Source organism: Staphylococcus petrasii (assembly GCF_002902565.1).
Taxonomy (GTDB): Bacteria; Bacillota; Bacilli; order Staphylococcales; family Staphylococcaceae; genus Staphylococcus; species Staphylococcus petrasii.
Genome location: NZ_PPRC01000032.1, coordinates 1 through 18924 on the forward strand (window position 1 = coordinate 1; position 18924 = coordinate 18924).

Here is an 18924-nt window from a genome sequence, read left to right on the forward strand (position 1 = left end):
TAATTTAATTTAATAACTAATTTATGTTTAATCTACGATAACTAAAATATAACCAAACATTATCGATTGGATGTATTATATAGATACCACGCTTATTTTATAAATAAACGCATTTAACCAAAAAAATTTAAATATAAAACATATATCCATCTAATTTATCATCAGTTTCGATATAATCTGCTAAATATTTTAAAGTTGTATTATCTAATACTTCACGTACGGCATCTCTCATACGAAGCCATAGTTGTTTTTGAGCAGGTGGTTCTGATTCAATACTTTCTACAATTGTTATAGGACCTTCTAATAAACGAATGATATCGCCTGCTGTAATTTCGTCAGCTGGTACTCTTAGTTGATAGCCACCTTTAGCACCACGAACACTTCGAATTAAACCAGCATTTCTTAAAGGGCCTACGAGTTGTTCAAGATATAAGTCGCTCAGACTATTTTCTTCTGCGATTGTTTTTAATGATACACACCCTTGTCCTTCCCTTTTGGCTAGGGATATCATTAAAGTTAACCCATATCTCCCTTTCGTTGATATTTTCATAACATTACCTCTCTTAATTCGAATAATATATATTCCCATTCTAGCATTTTTTCAGTTAAGATAGTAATAGAAAGGTGTGAAAATCATGAGTACTGAACCATTAGCTTCAAGGATGCGCCCTACTAATATAGATGAAATTATTTCGCAACAACATTTAGTAGGACCTAAAGGTATCATTAGACGTATGGTTGAAACCAAACGTTTATCCTCAATGATTTTTTATGGACCTCCTGGAATTGGTAAAACAAGTATCGCTAAAGCTATTTCAGGAAGTACTGAATATAAATTTAGACAACTCAATGCAGTAACTAATACAAAAAAAGATATGCAACTAGTTGTTGAAGAAGCAAAAATGTCTGGTCAAGTCATTTTACTATTAGATGAAATTCATCGTTTAGATAAAGCAAAACAGGATTTTTTATTACCACATCTTGAGAACGGAAAAATTGTATTAATTGGAGCAACTACTTCTAATCCGTATCATGCAATCAATCCTGCTATACGTTCTAGAGCTCAAATATTTGAGTTATATGCTTTAGATGAGAATGACGTTCGTGTAGCCCTTGATAGAGCATTGTCAGATGAAGAACGTGGCTTAAAATTATATAACCCTATTGTTAACGAAGATGCACTTGAATACTTTTCAACTCAAAGTCATGGAGACGTTAGAAGTGCATTAAACGCTTTAGAATTAGCAGTATTAAGTGCTGAAGTAAAAGATAAAGAGCGTCATGTAACGTTATCTGATGCGAAAGATTGCTTACAAAAAGGTGCTTTCGTTAGTGACAAAGATGGGGATATGCACTATGATGTGATGAGTGCTTTTCAAAAATCTATTAGAGGCAGTGATGTGAACGCGGCGTTACATTATTTAGCAAGATTAATTGAAGCTGGAGATTTACCAACGATTGTCAGACGTTTATTAGTCATTAGTTATGAAGATATAGGTCTTGCTTCGCCAAGTGCTGGTCAACGAACACTTGCAGCTATACAAGCAGCTGAACGTTTAGGTTTCCCTGAAGCACGCATACCTCTTAGCCAAGCGGTGATAGAACTTTCATTATCACCAAAGTCTAATTCAGCTATTACATCAATTGATAGCGCCTTAAGTGATATACGTAAAGGCCAAGTTGGTCAAATTCCTGACCATTTAAGAGATGGCCACTATCAAGGTGCGAAAGAATTAGGACGAGCTATTGGCTATAAATATCCTCATAATTATGAAAATGGTTATGTAGTTCAACAATATTTACCAGATAAATTAAAAAACAAAATTTATTACGAACCAAAGACGACATCAAAAAGTGAACAACAATTTAAAGCAGTATACGATAATCTTCGTAATAAAAGATAAAGTAAAAGACTATGAAATATTGAGTGGTGCGATACCTCTCAATTTCATAGTCTTTTTTAATTAAAAATTACCTTTATCTTTAATGCGGCGCACTGGTACATCTTTAAGGATATCGTTTACTACATAACTAGCGCATATTAAACCTACTGTGCTAGGTACAAATGCATTTGAAGATGGAGGCATTTGTCCTTTACGGTTACTAGCATTCGGATCCCCTACTGTTGCTTTTACATCTTCACGTATTACGATAGGACTTTCATCTGAAAATACTACAGGAATACCTTTTTTAATACCCTGACGTTTTAATTTATTTCTAATAATTTTAGCCATAGGATCCATATACGTTTTAGAGATGTCTGCAATTTTGAAACGTGTAGGATCAGTCTTATTCGCAGCGCCCATACTTGAAATGACTTTAATGCCACGTTCTAAACATTCTTTCATTAAATGAACTTTATAAATAATCGTATCACTAGCATCTATAAAGTAATCAATATCATAATTGTTAAATAAGTCTTCGTAAGTTTCTTCAGTATAGAACATATGTAAAGGCGTTACTTTACAATCGGGATTAATTAATTTAATTCTTTCTTCCATAAGCGTTACTTTGCTTTGGCCAATAGTTGTAGTTAAAGCATGAATTTGACGATTGACATTTGTAATATCGACGTCATCTTTATCTATAAGAATAATATGACCAATATTTGTTCGAGCAAGCGCCTCAGCTGCAAATGAACCAACGCCCCCTACTCCTAACACGGCCACTGTTTTATTCTTTAATAAGTCTAAACCTTCTTTACCATATGCTAATTCGTTTCTTGAAAATTGATGTTTCATTTTGAACTCCTTTATCAAACATTACGTTACCATAATATTAACAGAAAAAGACAAATAAAAATACGCAAGACAAAAGTCTTGCGTACCGATAGAGTCCGTAATTGCCGTAGTTATAAAAAGCTTGATCATTCGGCCTGCTATATACAGGTGGGTGCCCTGTTTCTTGTTTTGCAAGTCCTCCTATTGAGGCGTGTGCGCTGCAAGAAAACCTATTGGGCTCCCTGATCAAAAAGTGTTAGGCCCAAATAAAAAGCAAACATACGTACAATACAGATGACTATCTTATATAGATATAATAGCACAAAGCTCAAAATAAAGAAATCCTTAAGAATTGTCAGAAATTCAAACTTATGATAGAAAAATTATTTAAATATTATAAGTTGACATAATATAATTATAGTTGCTTAAAAAAGTAGTAGTTCCTTCTTTTTCTTAATAAAAAAAGACTGCTAATAAAGTATTGAGCTACTCTATTAACAGCCACGTCAAACTTAATATTTAATTATTTAAATTAATGACGAATTCTTAATGATAATTCTTCAAGCTGTTTATCAGAAACTTCTCCAGGTGCGTCTGTAAGCAGACATGTAGCTGAAGCAGTTTTAGGGAATGCAATTGTATCACGTAAGTTAGTGCGATTAGTTAATAACATTACTAAACGGTCTAAACCTAATGCGATACCACCGTGTGGCGGTGCACCATATTTGAATGCATCTAATAAGAAGCCAAATTGTTCTCTAGCTTGTTCTTTAGTAAATCCTAGAACTTCGAACATTTTTTCTTGTAATTGGCTATCTGAGATTCTGATAGATCCCCCACCTAATTCATAACCATTAAGCACGATGTCATAAGCGTTTGCTTCAACGTTTTCAGGTTCTGAATCTAATTTAGCAATATCTTCTTGTTTAGGTGATGTGAATGGATGATGGGCTGCTACATAACGTTTAGCATCTTCATCATATTCTAATAATGGCCAATCAGTTACCCATAAGAAGTTTAATTTAGTTTCGTCAATTAAACCAAGCTCTTTAGCAAGTTTCACACGTAATGCGCCTAAACTTTGAGCAACAACACTTGGTTTATCTGCAACGAACATTACTAAGTCGCCTGCTTTAGCGCCAGTTAATTCTTTTAATGTTGCTACATTTTGGTCTTCGAAGAAACGAGCGATTGGGCCGCTTAAACCGTCTTCTACAACTTTAACCCAAGCTAATCCTTTAGCACCATAAATGTTTACAAACTCAGTTAAACCGTCCATATCTTTACGAGTGTAGTTATCTGCAGCGCCTTCAGCAACAATTGCTTTAACTTCACCATTATTTTCAACAGTATCTTTAAATACTTTGAAATCCATTTCTTTACCTAATTGAGATACATCAATTAATTCCATACCAAAGCGTGTATCCGGTTTATCTGAACCATAACGACGCATTGCTTCAGCGTAAGTCATACGTGGGAATTCGCCTTCTAATTCAATACCTTTAACGTCTTTAACTACTTTACGTAGCATTTCTTCGCCCATTTGAATAATATCTTCTTGATCTACAAAGCTCATTTCGATATCGACTTGAGTAAATTCTGGTTGACGGTCAGCACGTAAGTCTTCGTCACGGAAACATTTAACGATTTGATAGTATTTATCGAAACCACTAATCATTAATAATTGTTTAAATAATTGTGGTGATTGTGGTAACGCGTAAAATTCACCTTCATGTACACGAGATGGTACTAAATAGTCACGAGCACCTTCTGGAGTAGATTTAGTTAATACTGGTGTTTCAATATCAAAGAAACCACTATTATCTAAATATTCACGAATAGAACGTGTTGTTTGATGTCTCATTTTAAATGTTTGAGCTAATTCCGGACGTCTTAAGTCTAAATAACGATATTTTAAACGAATGTTTTCATCAACATTTTGATTTTCTTCGTTAATTGAGAATGGAGGTGTTTCTGCTTTATTAATAATAGTAATATTTGAAACTTGTACTTCTACTTGTCCAGTTTTAATTTTAGGGTTTACAGTTTCTGGGTCACGTTTCGTTACTGTACCTTCAACTTCAACTACATATTCAGAACGTACTGTTTCAGCAACACTTAGTGCTTCTGCAGAGAAATCAGGGTTGAATACGATTTGAACGATACCTTCTCTATCACGTAAGTCAACAAAGATTAATCCACCTAAGTCACGACGATTGTGTACCCATCCTTTTAAAGTTACTTTTTGATCTAATAATTCTTCTGTAACTAATCCACAATAAGTTGTTCTCTTACTCATTTTTTTACTCTCCTTTATTATTTTTCAAAAAAGTTAACAAGTTCATCTAATTTAACAGTTTCTGAGTCACCTGTTGCCATATTTTTTACATCTATTTGATTATTTTCAAGTTCTTGATCGCCTATTACTACTGTATATTTAGCATTTAAACGATCGGCTTGTTTCATTTGACCTTTAATTTTACGGTTTAAATAATCTTTATCAGCTTTAACGCCGTGTTTTCTTAAATTATTTAATAGTTTCACACTATAGCGTTCAGCTTCTTCTCCCATAGTCACTATGAATAAATCAAAATCATCTTCAACATCTAATTCAATGCCTTCTTCTTCGAGTGCTAAAAGTAATCTTTCAATACTTAAAGCGAAACCAATACCAGTTTGACTTGGGCCATCCAATAACTCTAGTAAGCCATTATAGCGACCGCCACCACATAATGTAGTGATTGCACCATCATAGTTAGGATTATCCATCATAAGTTCAAAAGCTGTATGAGTGTAGTAATCAAGACCACGAACTAAGTTAGGATCTTCTACATAGTTAATACCTAACTCATTTAAGTAACCTTTAACTTCTTCATAATAAGCTTTTGATTCGCTGTTTAAATAATCTGTAATACGAGGTGCATTTTTAATCGCTTCTTTATCACGGTCAACTTTACAATCTAAGATACGCATTGGATTACTATGCAAACGTGATTGGCAATCTGAACAGAACGTATCAATCACTGGTTCAAAGTGTTTCACTAACGCTTCGTTGTATTCTTTACGAGAATCAGCATCACCAATACTGTTGATGACAAGTTTTAAATGTTTAAGTCCGAATGACTCATAAATGTGCATTACCATTGCTAGTACTTCAGCATCGATACTTGGATTTTCAGCACCAATAGCTTCTACACCAAATTGATTGAATTGACGGTAACGCCCTTTTTGTTTACGTTCATATCTAAACATTGGTCCGTTGTAATATAACTTAATCGGTTGATTTGGATTACCTTGCATTTTATTCTCAATATATGAACGCACAACAGCAGCAGTACCCTCTGGTCTTAACGTAATACTTCTATCGCCTTTATCTTTAAACGTATACATTTCTTTTTGTACTACGTCAGTTGAATCACCAACGCCACGTGCAAATAAATCTGTACTTTCAAAGATAGGTGTACGAATTTCTTTATAGTTATATAGTGTCATCAGTTCATCTAGCTTATTTTCAATATAACGCCATTGACTAGACGCTTCAGGTAAAATATCTTGAGTCCCTCTAGGAATTCTAATCACCTAATCACTCCTTCATCTATCTATTACTTTGATAACTTAACATCCTCTAATAAAAAAAGTCCCTTATATAGCATTAAACTATATAAGGGACGAATCGCCGTGTTGCCACCCTAATTGAGAATAAAATAGACTATCTTACTCTCCACTCAAAACGTTTAACGTACGTAAACCGGCTTTATTTATTAAAGCACCTCTTCTTGTGTTCAAAAGTAAAACTACTCAGTATAATCTTTCAGCCTAGGATTATATCTCTACACAATCATCAATAACATTGCTACCTATTTCATTTAACTTTCCAAGAATACTAGCGGTATTGTTTATAAAGTTCACTCATTATGATAACGACTTTAGCTTCACTTTGCAAGACTTATGACGCAAAATATTGTTTCAATCCATCAACAACCGCTTCTTCAACAACTTGTCTATGCAATGGATCTCTAATCATCATTTCATCTGTGGGGTTACTTATATAACCTAATTCTAACAATACAGCCGGTTTATTAGTTTGTCTCAATACTTGGAAATTCTCTTGGCGTGTGCCTCTATTATATAACAAAGATTTCTTTTGGATATTCGCATTTAACGTTTCCGCTAGCGATTCCTGACTATCTTGATACCAATATACAGTAGCCCCATTAGCATTCGCACTATCTAATGAATCATTATGTATGCTGATATAGGCATCGCCATCTACCTTACGATCATCCAAGCTCACATATGTATCATCAGAACGCGTTAACTTTACTTTAGCTCCTGCTTTTTCAAGTGCACGTTTCAATTCTTTCGCTGTTTGTAATGTATAATTCTTTTCTAAACTTTTATTAGCAGTATTACTAGAGGCCCCTTGGTCACTGCCTCCATGGCCAGGATCTAAGACAATGACCTTATTCTTCAAAGGGTTCTCTTTTTTATTAACATCCTCTGGAATATTCAAACTTGTATGCCAACCAGCAATCCAGCCTTTTTTAGTAGCATTGTGATTCTCCACTTCAATCCATTTACCTAACTTATCTACCTTTTTAAAACTCTCACCTTTATCTACTTGATAAATCACTGGATAAGCTGCATTAGGACCTGTACGTAATTCTGCATCTTCTGTGACCGTTATACGGTTACTACCTTGATCATCATGATTCATAAACATAAATAATAAGATTAAAAATAGGATGAACAGAATAACCACAATAAGCGTACGACCATTTTTTAGACCATGTTTTGTTAACCATGCATCTATTTTACTCATATCACTTTGCCATCCTGACTTTCATAAATGATTGTCACTGGGCCATCGTTGATAATTTCCACTTCCATGTCTGTACCAAATTCTCCAGTTTCTACTTCTATACCATAATTTCTTAATGCAGTATTAAATTTTTCATAAAGTTGTTCCGCTTCTTCTGGATTTTTTGAATTTGAAAATCCAGGACGATTACCTTTTTTCACATCTGCATATAGCGTAAATTGAGAAACTGAAAGTATTTGGCCTTCTACTTGTTGAATATTTAAATTTAATTTACCATTCTCATCTTCAAATAAGCGGGCATTCACTATCTTCTTAGCTACTGCTTCTACATCCGCTTCAGTAGAATCTTTACCTACGCCTACTAATAAACAATATCCTTTATCAATTTGATTATGAATATTTTCATTTTTTACTGAAGCTCGTTTCACTCTCTGTACAACTATTCTCATCTCTTTTGCACCTCAATTAATTCCATACTCTTGAAACAGTATATATATCACTTAATTGTTTTAGTTTTTCAACGACTCTATAAACATCATTTACATTTTTAACCATAACACTAATTGTAATCACTGCATTCTTATCAGTGTCTGAACGACCGTTAATTTTAATAATGCTACCTACCGTCGAATTGACCGCTTGTATCACTTCATTTAATAAACCATTGCGATCATAGGCATTGACCTCTAAATCAACTTGATAGCGTTGTGTAGAGTCTTTAGATTTTACCCACTCTACAGCAATTAAACGATCGTCTTCATTTTTTATGTTAGGACAATCTGTTCTATGGACTTTAATACCATGTCCTTTAGTTATATACCCAACGATATCATCCCCTGGGATTGGGTTACAACATTTAGAAAGTTTTATTAAGACATTTTCAATACCTTCTACATAAACCCCACTATCAGTAATGATATCCTCTTTGATAGGTAATGACTTAATGATTTCTTGTGCTTCATTAAGTGCTTTTTGCTTATCTTGGATACGTTGACGCTCGGTAAGTTTATTTACCACTTGTAACGCCGTCACGCCACCAAAGCCTACTGCAGCATATAAATCGTCGTCATTAGCAAAATTATATTTCTCATTCACTACTTCTATATTCTTTTCAGTTAATATATCATCGACTCTAAAGCCTTGTTCCTTAATTTCCGCTTCAACCATAAATTTACCTTTTTCAATATTGGATGAGCGATCTTGTTTTTTGAAAAAGCTTTTTATCTTACTCTTGGCACTGGAAGACTTAACAATTTTTAACCAGTCTCTACTTGGGCCGTAAGAATGTTTACTAGTTCTAATTTCGATAATGTCTCCTGTTTGAAGGACATAATCAATTGGAACGATTTTACCATTTACTTTAGCGCCTATCATTTTATTTCCTACTTCACTATGAATCGCATAAGCGAAATCAATAGGTACTGCGCCATACGGTAATTCAATAACATCACTAGCAGGTGTAAAGGCATAAACCTTATCGCTTTGTAAGTCATATTTTAACGACTCCATAAATTCTTGGGCATCAGAAGACGTATGGTCCGCTTCAGCTAATTCTTTTAACCAATTTAGCTTGTTTTGGAAGTCTTGTGTTTTTTCATTTACCGTTTTACCTTCTTTATACGCCCAGTGTGCTGCTACCCCGTGTTCAGCAATTTCATGCATTTCAAATGTTCTAATTTGAATTTCTAGTGGATCGCCATTTGGACCTACAACAGTTGTATGTAAAGATTGGTACATATTTTGTTTAGGCATCGCAATATAATCTTTGAAGCGACCTGGCATTGGCTTCCATAACGTATGCACTAAACCTAAAATTGCGTAACAGTCATTAATCGAGTTAACGATGACACGAATAGCTAATAAATCAAATATTTGATCAAATTGCTTTTTTTGTTTCATCATTTTGCGATAGATACTATAGATGTGTTTAGGACGTCCACTGATTTCTCCAGTGATGTTCATATTGTCCATTTCTTCTTGAATTTTCTCGATAGCATTATCTATATAAGCTTCACGTTCACTACGTTTTTTCTTCATCAAATTAACAATACGGAAGTATTGCACACTATCAATGTAACGTAAGGCAGTATCTTCAAGTTCCCACTTTATTGTATTAATCCCTAATCTGTGAGCAAGAGGCGCATAAATTTCTAACGTTTCTTTAGAGATACGGACTTGTTTTTCTCGAGCCATAGCTTTTAGCGTTCTCATATTATGCAGTCTATCTGCAAGTTTAACTAAGATAACGCGTACATCTTTGGCAATCGCAATGAATAACTTTCTGTGGTTCTCTGCTTGTTGTTCTTCTTTAGAACGGTATTTCACCTTTTTCAACTTCGTAACACCATCTACAATACGCGCAACTTCTTCATTAAACATTTCTTTTACATCATCAAATGTATAAGGTGTATCTTCAATTACGTCATGTAAGAACCCTGCTACGATAGTTGGACCGTCTAAACGCATCTCTGTCAATATACCTGCAACTTGAATAGGATGCATAATATAAGGCAGACCATTCTTTCGAAATTGACCTTGATGTGCTTCATACGCAATATGATAACTTTTTAAAACATATTGGTATTCATTTGCTGATAAATAGGATTTCGCTTTATGTAGTACCTCGTCAGCACTATATGGATATTCATTATTCAATATATGACACCCCAACTCTCTTATATTCCAAATACTCTGCCCGTTAATTGACTTTTTTAAAATTAAGCTACAAACTCTTTAGTGTCTTTTAATTTGTATAAAAATAACATTTCCAAAGTCATAGAAATGCGAGTATTACTTTTAGTGTATCAAATGTTTAATACACTATAAAAGGTTTAACTTTTTTATAAATAATAGTTTTATGATACTACAAGTTTTTAAATAAATAAATGCTGTTAAATTAAATTTAAACATCTAGAAACATATGCTTCATTAAGAAAAAAGAAGCGGTAGAGAAAGTCATTTCAATCAATGATTTCTTTCTTCCGCTTCTATATGAGTAGTTATAATACATTTGAATCGAGCATTTTATATTAACGCTTATTCATCGTAAGAGATTAAACTCATTACATCATAATCTTTAATTTTTTCAATACCATTTAAATATTTTAATTCAATAATAAATGCAATACCTACAACGATACCGCCAAGTTTTTCAACTAATTTAATTGCCGCTTCAATTGTACCACCAGTAGCTAATAAATCATCTGTGATTAACACACGTTGACCTGGTTTGATAGCATCTTTATGCATCGTTAAAACGTTTGTACCGTATTCTAAGTCATATTCATAACGAATGACTTCACGAGGTAATTTACCTTCTTTTCTAACTGGAGCAAAGCCAATACCCATTGAATAAGCGACTGGACATCCGATAATAAATCCTCTTGCTTCAGGTCCTACAACAATATCCACATCTCGTTCTTTAGCATATTCAACAATTTGGTCAGTAGCATAACCATATGCTTCCCCATTATCCATGATTGTTGTAATATCTTTGAAACTTACACCAGCTTTCGGCCAGTCTTCAACCTCTGAAACATACTGCTTTAAATCCATTTATCTATTTCCTCCTATTATTTAACCCTTTTGATTTTTAATCCATTTTTTAAGTTGTGAAAAGTCATCATAGAGTAGAAGTTGCTCAACTTCGATTCTTGCTTGTCTAGCTTGATAAATGCGACTTGATTCAATCGCTTGTTTGTTAGGATTATTGTTTATTTTAATTATACCATTTTCATCAGTGATAAAGCCTAAGTCAAGAAACACTTTCAACATAAATTTAAGTACGTTAGGTTTAATTCTTAAATACTGACATAATTGCATGCCTTCTTGCGCTAAATTCATTTCTTGTTTATTCATTAATGCCTTATAGCAATTTTTGAATAACGTTGCGTTTGGCATACCTTCGAAATATATCGACTGACTGTGTTGTAAGATTAAATATAATTGCGAATAAGTTAAACCTTGTAAACTTTGTTGAATGCTTTCAAGATTTGGCGGTAAATCACGAAATACAATTATATCATGAGTTGGGTCTATCTCTTCACCATAAAAGTAATAATTGTCATCTAATTTTTCTTTTTTTGGATGGATAACAAATGCATACTGATGATTAGTAGGATCTATATCCAATTGTTTACGTTTACTTCTATAATCTAATATTTGTTCATCGTTGGTTGCTAAGTCTTGAATGATAAGTTGTGGTGATTGATTACCATTCCATTCATTAATTTGTAAATGACCTAACAGATTAATAGGTTGTCCTATTTCGAGCTGTGTAGCTAGTTGCCCATTTTTCCAGAAAAGATTTTGAAGCTGTTGTTCGCCGGCTACTAGTTTTAAATGAGCCTTATCTTTACCAATCGCTTTAACATCTGTTACATCAATATCATCAATTTCAAATAACGGTTTCTCAAAATCTGTACCGAAAGGACTTAATTTTTGAATATCATTAATATTACCAACCGTAATATCTTTTTCTTCGAGTTTTACAGTAACATGTTTAGTAGGTTCTAATGAAGTATGTTCTGTTAACTGTGCCATCCATTCATTTAAGCCTTGCTCTAATGGTTCAATGTTCTCAATTTCCATAGTCATTCCTGCAGCCATGTGGTGACCACCGAATTTAGAGATTAAGTCCTGATGCGCACTCAATATTTCAAACATTGACACTTGTTCAATACTTCTCGCCGAACCTTTAGCATGATTTTGTTCTAAATCTATATTTAAAATGAGGGTGGGTAGTGAATAAGTTTCAACAATTTTAGATGCTACTATTCCTAATACACCTTCATGCCAATCTTCTTTGGCGAGTAATAAAAATTGATGACCAGCGTTCACTTTTTCTTCTGCCATCACTAAGGCTTCTTCAGTAATTTGAGCAACAATATCTTTACGCTCAATATTAAAATGTTCGACTTGTTCAGCTAAAAACTCGGCCTCTTCCTCATCTTCTGACATAAGCAATTCTGCAGCTAATGAAGCATCTTCAAGACGACCTACTGCATTCAGTCTTGGTCCAATAATAAAACCAATTGTTTCTTCATTTATCGTGTCATTAAAACCAGCTTGATTTAAAATAGCTTTAATTTGTGGTGGACAATGCTCATTTAAGTGAGCCAATCCATTTTTTACAATGGTGCGGTTCTCATCTGTTAATGACACTAAATCGGCAATTGTTCCAATAGCAGCTAAGCTCTCAAAATAATTAGGAGGATTGTCTAATAGCACTTGAGATAATTTAAAAGCTACACCTGCGCCACATAAGTAATGAAACGGATAATCAAATTCTGGATGCATAGGATGCACGATAGCATAAGCTTCTGGAAGTGTACGGCCAATTTCATGGTGGTCTGTAACAATAACGTCTACGCCTAATTCCTGCACCATTTTTATTTCATTGTGACCCTGTATCCCATTATCAACTGTAATAATAAGTGAAACACCTTCATCGTAAGCATTTCTAAATGCAAGTTCATTAGGACCATAGCCTTCAGTGAAGCGGTTAGGAATATACCATCCTACTTCAGCACCTAGCATTCTTAAAGTATTGACTAGAATTGTGGTAGATGTAACACCGTCGGCATCATAATCGCCATACACTAATATACGCTCATTTTTATCAATCGCTTGATTGATTCTTTCGATTGCTTTATCCATGTCACTTAATAAGCGAGGATCATGACTAACCGTTGAACCAGATAGTAAAGCGTTGATATCACTGTCTTTAGTGATAGCTTTACTTTCCAATACTTTTTTAATTATAGGTGTTAATTTATATGCTTTAGCTACATCATCTGCTATATATTCAGTTGGAGGTTCATAAAGCCATTTATATTTAGATTTAATCATACAACTATCCTTCCTTTTTCCAAGAGCCATTATACCTAAAATTATATTAAATAAAAAGTAACACCTTAGTAAATAAATAAAACTAGATTATTTGAAAAATAAAAAAAGAACTATCGATAAACCGAAGTTCATCAATAGTTCTAATAAATCAAATATTAAACTAAGATTTTTTCATCATTAGATTTTTTCTCTTTATACACTACAAGTTTTCCATTTTCTGATTTCTTCAATTGACGTTTCTTCATGATGCCCCAAAGTGGAACAGCGATAAAGACTGAAGAGAATACCCCAGAAATTAAACCAATTAATAGTGCAAGTGAGAAGTTAAATAGACTTGCTGCACCAAAGATTAATATCGCAATTACAACAACTACAACAGTTAATACTGTATTAATAGAACGTGTCATTGTTTGTCTAATTGAACGGTTAACAATATCATCAATTTGTGCAGGATCAGTAATCACTTTAATCTTATGCAAGTTCTCCCTTACACGGTCGAACGTAACAATTGTATCGTTGATTGAATAACCTACGATAGTTAAAATTGCAGCAATGAATGTAATGTCTACTTCTAATCTGAATAAACTAAATAACGCAACAATAATAAATACGTCGTGAAGTAAAGCTAATACAGATGAAAGACCCATTCTCCATTCGAATCTTAATGATACATAAATGATGATACCAATAGCTGCAAATATAAGAGCTTTCATAGCATTTTTAGCTAACTCTTGACCAATCATTGGAGACACAGTATTTACAGTTGGTTTATGGCCATATGCATCATTCATTTTCTCATTCACTTTAATAACTTCATTTTTAGATAAAGCTTTTTTAAATTGAACAGTAGCTTGTTTATTGTCTTCACCATTAATTTGAATTTGGTCTGGCGTTAAACCTAAATCTTTAACAGTACGTTCAACTTGAGGTTGCGTCAATTTAGTATAAGAGTTGATATCTACACGCGTACCTGCAGAGAAATCAATACCTAAGTTTAATTTGAAAATACTTAAAATAATAATACCAACGACTAAAATAAGTATACTTAAACTAATTAATGGTTTAGCTAATTTAACAAAATTCCATTTTTCAAATGAAGTTTTTAAGTCGTGTACATCTACGCCTTCATTAATATCATGACGGTCTTTCTTCTTAACACCAAATAACCAATATTTCTTTTTGAAATAATTAGATGATACAAGTAATGAAAGTAACCATCTTGATAAGAATACTGCCGTTACGAAGATCATTAAAATACCTAGTAATAACATCGTAGCGAAACCTTTAACTGAACTTTCACCGAAGAAGAATAATACGCCGGCTGCAATCACAGTTGTTAAGTTAGAGTCAAAGATAGTTAAGAATGAACTTTTATTCGCCTTGCTATAAGCTTGTTTAAGCGTTCGTCCAATCCTCAATTCATCTTTTATCCGTTCATACATTATGATGTTTGCATCGACTGCCATACCTACACCGAGCACTAAGGCAGCTAAACCTGGAAGTGTAAGCACCCCAGAAATAAAGTTAAATGCTACTAAAGTTAAGTAGATGTATACAGTTAATGCGATAATCGCAACTAAACCTGGTAATCTGTAGAAACCTACCATGAATAAGTAAATTACAGCAATACCAATTGCAGATGCAAAAATTGTTTTATCAAGCGCATCTTGACCAAATTGAGCACCTACAGAGTTTGAATAAATTTCTTTTAAATCAACTGGTAATGACCCAGCGTTAAGTAATTCTGCAATTTGTTTAGCTCTTTCCACGCCATCTTGACCATGGAAACCACCAGAAATTTCTACACTGTCTGAATTGATTGGTTGATTAACAGAAGCGGCTGAAACGTATTTACGTTTATTCTCAGGCTTCTCTAATTCTTTGTGATAGCTATCACCTTTCTTATAATCTAACCAAACTACCATCATGTTTTCTTGCTTCTTAGAAATCTCTTCCGTTACTTTTTTAAATTTAGCACGGTCTTTCAATTTAAAAGTAACAGCTGGTTCATTCGTACCTTGTTTAAATTCTTGTTTTGCTGAACCTTGTACAATATCCTTACCAGTTAATTTAACTTTATCGTCTGCATCGCGAATGGTTAAATTAGCTTGAGAAGACAAGATTTTTCGAGCTTCGTCAGGATCTTTAACACCAGCTAACTGAACTCTGATACGATCAGGGTCTTCTACTTGAATATGTGGCTCTGATACACCCAATACGTTAACACGATTTTCTAACGTACGAGCCGTAGATTGTAAAGCATTATCATCAATCTTTTTGCCACCTTCAAGCGGTTTAACTTGGTAAAGCACCTCGAAACCACCCTGTAAATCAAGACCAAGATTTACGTTTTTAACTACTTTCTTATACGTAAGTCCCATTCCCACAAAGAGGAGGACTACAATTAATAAGAAAGCAATTATCCTACTAATTTTTTTCACATGAACACCTCATTGTTTACTTATGTAATTAGAATAATCTTTTAATTAACCACGTGCAAGTTAATAAAAGATTACATTGTTATAACATGACTTAACTATATTAACATAACACAACCTTTAGTGAAATTCAGACCCATGTCCAATTTTTTAAATTTTAAAAATGTAGCATTACATTCCTCGTTAAATTTTTAACTTACATTAAGATGGTTTATATATACCTTCTTATAAAAAATAAATAACGAAACGTTGTTGAGTGCGGGGCCCCAGCAAAGAGACTTTCATATAGAAAGTCTACAAACAAAGCAAGCTGGGGAAGGAACTTAAGTGTTTACACACTTAAGTAAGTAGTTCTAATGATTAAAATCAAAGAACGACTTTATAAGACTACAGGCTTGAGCCTTTCCCGCAAGAAAGCGTCGCAACAAAATGAGTAACCTTTATCTAAGAACTTCTTTACAAGACCAAGGCTCGACCCAGCCCCCTAAGCAAGCATCTCAACTTAAGTGAGTAAATATCTATCTAAGAACACCTTTAATGAAAACATATACAAAAAAATGCCCACAAAGTTTTTAACTTCGTGGGCACTCCAAGTTTCAAAGTAATGCTACTTTTCAACTTATATAAATTATGATGGGTCTACTTGTTTAATGGCTGGTTTTTCGAAAGTCATTTCTGTACCATGACCATTTACAGTAATTACTACAGTAGTTTCATCTACAGCTTTAACTGTACCTTTTAAACCACCAATTGTAGTAACACGTTGACCTGATTCAATTCGACTAATCATTTCACGATGCTCTTTCGCACGTTTTTGTTGAGGTCGAATTAAAAAGAAATAAAACACAATAATTAAAATTATTGGTAAAATCAATGCTGAAACATTCATTATGTTTTCTCCTTACTAAAAGTTTTTAGGGTTCTCTACATTAAGTCCATATTGTTCGAAGAATTCTTCTTTGAAATCTAATAATCTATCTTCTCTAATGGCCTGTCTAATATCTTCCATTAATTTTAGCAGAAAATGTAAATTATGAATAGTAGTAAGACGGATACCAAAAGTTTCCTCAGCTTTAATTAAATGTCTAATATAAGCACGTGTATAATTCTTACATGTATAACAATCACAATTTTCATCAAGTGGTCTGAAATCTTCTGTAAATTTAGCATTTTTAATGACTAATCTACCATTAGACGTCATACAAGTACCATTTCGAGCAATACGCGTTGGTAATACACAGTCAAACATATCCATTCCACGAATACTACATTCGATTAATGCATCTGGAGAGCCAACGCCCATTAAATAGCGTGGTTTATCCTCAGGCATATATTGAACGGTATGTTCTACCATGTCATACATAACAGGTTTCGGTTCTCCTACTGATAAACCGCCAATCGCATATCCAGGGAAATCAAGCTTAACAAGGTCTTTAGCACTTTGTTCTCTTAAGTCCTTATATTCTCCACCTTGGATAATGCCAAATAACGCTTGATCTTCAGGACGTTTATGCGCTTTAAGACAACGCTCTGCCCATCTTGTAGTACGTTCAATAGAATCTTTAACATATTTATATTCAGATGGCATAGGTGGACATTCATCGAACGCCATCATAATATCTGAACCTAAATCGTTTTGAATTTCCATAGACTTTTCAGGGCTCAAGAATAATTTAGAACCATTTGTATGGTGTCTAAATTCTACACCCTCTTCAGTAATTTTTCTTAAATTACTTAAACTAAATACTTGGAAACCACCTGAATCAGTAAGAATCGGCCCATTCCAATTCATGAACTTATGCAAGCCCCCAGCTTGTTTGATGATATCATTTCCAGGTTGTAACCACAAATGATATGTGTTTCCTAGAATGATTTTAGCTTCTATTTCACGTAACTCTTCAGGACTCATTGTTTTTACAGTCGCTTTTGTTCCAACTGGCATAAACATAGGCGTTTCAAACGAACCATGTGGCGTATGCACAATGCCTAAACGTGCGCCGGATTGCTTACAAGTTTTAATATGTTCATAAGTAACTGCTGGCATTAGCTTTACCTCTCATTCATTATATAATTAACATTGCATCACCAAAGCTAAAGAATCTATATTCTAATTCCACAGCTTTATTGTATGCATTTAAAATATTTTTCTTACTACTAAATGCTGATACAAGCATAACTAGCGTTGACTTAGGTAGATGGAAGTTAGTAATCAAACCATCTATTGCTTTATATTCGAAACCAGGATAGATAAAAATATCTGTCCAACCGCTAACTGCTACAAATTGATCGTAGTCACGACGAATTGTTTCTAATGTTCTAGTAGATGTAGTACCAACTGAAATAATACGATGACCTTTTGCTTTAGTCTCATTTAATAAATCAGCTGTTTCTTGTGTCATTTGATAATATTCACTATGCATTTCGTGATCGTCAATATTTTCAACACTAACTGGTCTAAATGTACCTAATCCTACATGTAAAGTAATAAAAGTAATATTAACACCTTTTGCTTTTATCTTTTCTAATAATTCATCAGTGAAATGTAAGCCCGCAGTCGGTGCAGCAGCAGAGCCACTTTCTCTCGCATAAACCGTTTGGTAACGATCTGGATCATCTAAGCGTTCTTTAATGTATGGTGGTAGTGGCATTTCACCTAGTTCATCTAAACGCTCTTCTAAGATACCATCGTAATGTAAGCGCATAATACGTCCGCCTTGGTCTAACTCTTTAATACACTCAGCGACAATTTTTCCTTCACCGAAAGATAATTTATTTCCGACTTTGATTCGTTTAGCTGGTTTTAATAATACTTCCCAATCGTTATCTTCAATGCGCGTAAGCATTAACATTTCTACTTTAGCGCCCGTTTCTTCTTTTAGGCCAAATAAACGAGCTGGCATAACACGCGTATCATTTAAAACAAGCGTATCTCCCGCTTCAAAGTAATCAATGACATCTGTAAAATGTTTATGTTCCATTTCTCCAGATTCGCGCCCTAGTACTAATAAACGACTATGGTCTCTATCTTTTAATGGCGTTTGAGCAATTAACGATTCCGGCAAGTGATAATCAAATTCCTCAACATTCATTTAAA

14 protein-coding genes and 1 other RNA gene are annotated in these 18924 nt (G+C 33.8%); 1 reads left to right on the plus strand and 14 read right to left on the minus strand.

The genetic code is table 11. The annotated features are described in order from the left end of the window. Positions 1-127: 127 nt before the first annotated feature. Positions 128-550 (minus strand): cysteine metabolism transcriptional regulator CymR, encoded by a 423-nt coding sequence (cymR, locus tag CD127_RS06410; protein ID WP_103297199.1) that lies wholly within the window; start codon positions 548-550, stop codon positions 128-130. Between the two features lie 85 nt (positions 551-635). On the opposite strand from cymR, the gene CD127_RS06415 reads away from it, so the two are divergent. Further along, complete coding sequence (locus CD127_RS06415; RefSeq protein WP_103366167.1) at positions 636-1904, plus strand: replication-associated recombination protein A; 1269 nt, start codon at positions 636-638, stop codon at positions 1902-1904. Between the two features lie 60 nt (positions 1905-1964). Here CD127_RS06415 and CD127_RS06420 read toward each other — a convergent pair whose 3' ends face one another. From CD127_RS06420 to queA, 13 genes are all read right to left on the minus strand, one after another. Continuing rightward, a complete protein-coding gene (locus CD127_RS06420; RefSeq protein ID WP_103297197.1) occupies positions 1965-2741 on the minus strand; it encodes a tRNA threonylcarbamoyladenosine dehydratase in 777 nt (258 codons plus the stop codon). 88 nt (positions 2742-2829) lie between these two features. After that, positions 2830-3020: non-coding RNA, 6S RNA (ssrS, locus tag CD127_RS06425), on the minus strand. Between the two features lie 232 nt (positions 3021-3252). After that, a complete protein-coding gene (aspS, locus tag CD127_RS06430) occupies positions 3253-5019 on the minus strand; it encodes an aspartate--tRNA ligase (protein ID WP_103297196.1) in 1767 nt (588 codons plus the stop codon). Between the two features lie 17 nt (positions 5020-5036). After that, complete coding sequence (gene hisS / locus CD127_RS06435; RefSeq protein ID WP_103366168.1) at positions 5037-6299, minus strand: histidine--tRNA ligase; 1263 nt, start codon at positions 6297-6299, stop codon at positions 5037-5039. A 367-nt stretch (positions 6300-6666) separates the two neighbouring features. Further along, the gene (locus CD127_RS06440; protein ID WP_103366169.1) at positions 6667-7542 is read right to left on the minus strand and encodes an N-acetylmuramoyl-L-alanine amidase; all 876 of its coding nucleotides are present in this window, start codon (positions 7540-7542) and stop codon (positions 6667-6669) included. Beyond that, positions 7539-7991 carry a D-aminoacyl-tRNA deacylase gene (gene dtd, locus CD127_RS06445; protein WP_103297193.1) on the minus strand — a complete coding sequence of 151 codons (453 nt, stop codon included), beginning with the start codon at positions 7989-7991 and terminating at the stop codon, positions 7539-7541. Before dtd ends, CD127_RS06440 begins: the two co-directional genes overlap by 4 nt. A gap of 16 nt (positions 7992-8007) precedes the next feature. Further along, complete coding sequence (locus tag CD127_RS06450) at positions 8008-10197, minus strand: RelA/SpoT family protein (protein WP_103297192.1); 2190 nt, start codon at positions 10195-10197, stop codon at positions 8008-8010. Between the two features lie 381 nt (positions 10198-10578). Further along, a complete protein-coding gene (locus CD127_RS06455; protein ID WP_103297191.1) occupies positions 10579-11097 on the minus strand; it encodes an adenine phosphoribosyltransferase in 519 nt (172 codons plus the stop codon). Positions 11098-11118: 21 nt separating this feature from the next. After that, a complete protein-coding gene (gene recJ / locus CD127_RS06460; protein ID WP_103366170.1) occupies positions 11119-13392 on the minus strand; it encodes a single-stranded-DNA-specific exonuclease RecJ in 2274 nt (757 codons plus the stop codon). Between the two features lie 155 nt (positions 13393-13547). Beyond that, positions 13548-15833, minus strand: a complete 2286-nt coding sequence (gene secDF / locus CD127_RS06465; protein ID WP_103366171.1) for a protein translocase subunit SecDF — start codon at positions 15831-15833, stop codon at positions 13548-13550. 625 nt (positions 15834-16458) lie between these two features. Then, positions 16459-16719 (minus strand): preprotein translocase subunit YajC, encoded by a 261-nt coding sequence (gene yajC / locus CD127_RS06470; RefSeq protein ID WP_103298268.1) that lies wholly within the window; start codon positions 16717-16719, stop codon positions 16459-16461. 15 nt (positions 16720-16734) lie between these two features. Beyond that, the gene (gene tgt / locus CD127_RS06475; RefSeq protein WP_103366172.1) at positions 16735-17874 is read right to left on the minus strand and encodes a tRNA guanosine(34) transglycosylase Tgt; all 1140 of its coding nucleotides are present in this window, start codon (positions 17872-17874) and stop codon (positions 16735-16737) included. Between the two features lie 19 nt (positions 17875-17893). Beyond that, positions 17894-18919, minus strand: coding sequence for a tRNA preQ1(34) S-adenosylmethionine ribosyltransferase-isomerase QueA (gene queA / locus CD127_RS06480; RefSeq protein ID WP_103366173.1), 1026 nt, complete (start codon positions 18917-18919; stop codon positions 17894-17896). Positions 18920-18924: the final 5 nt, after the last annotated feature.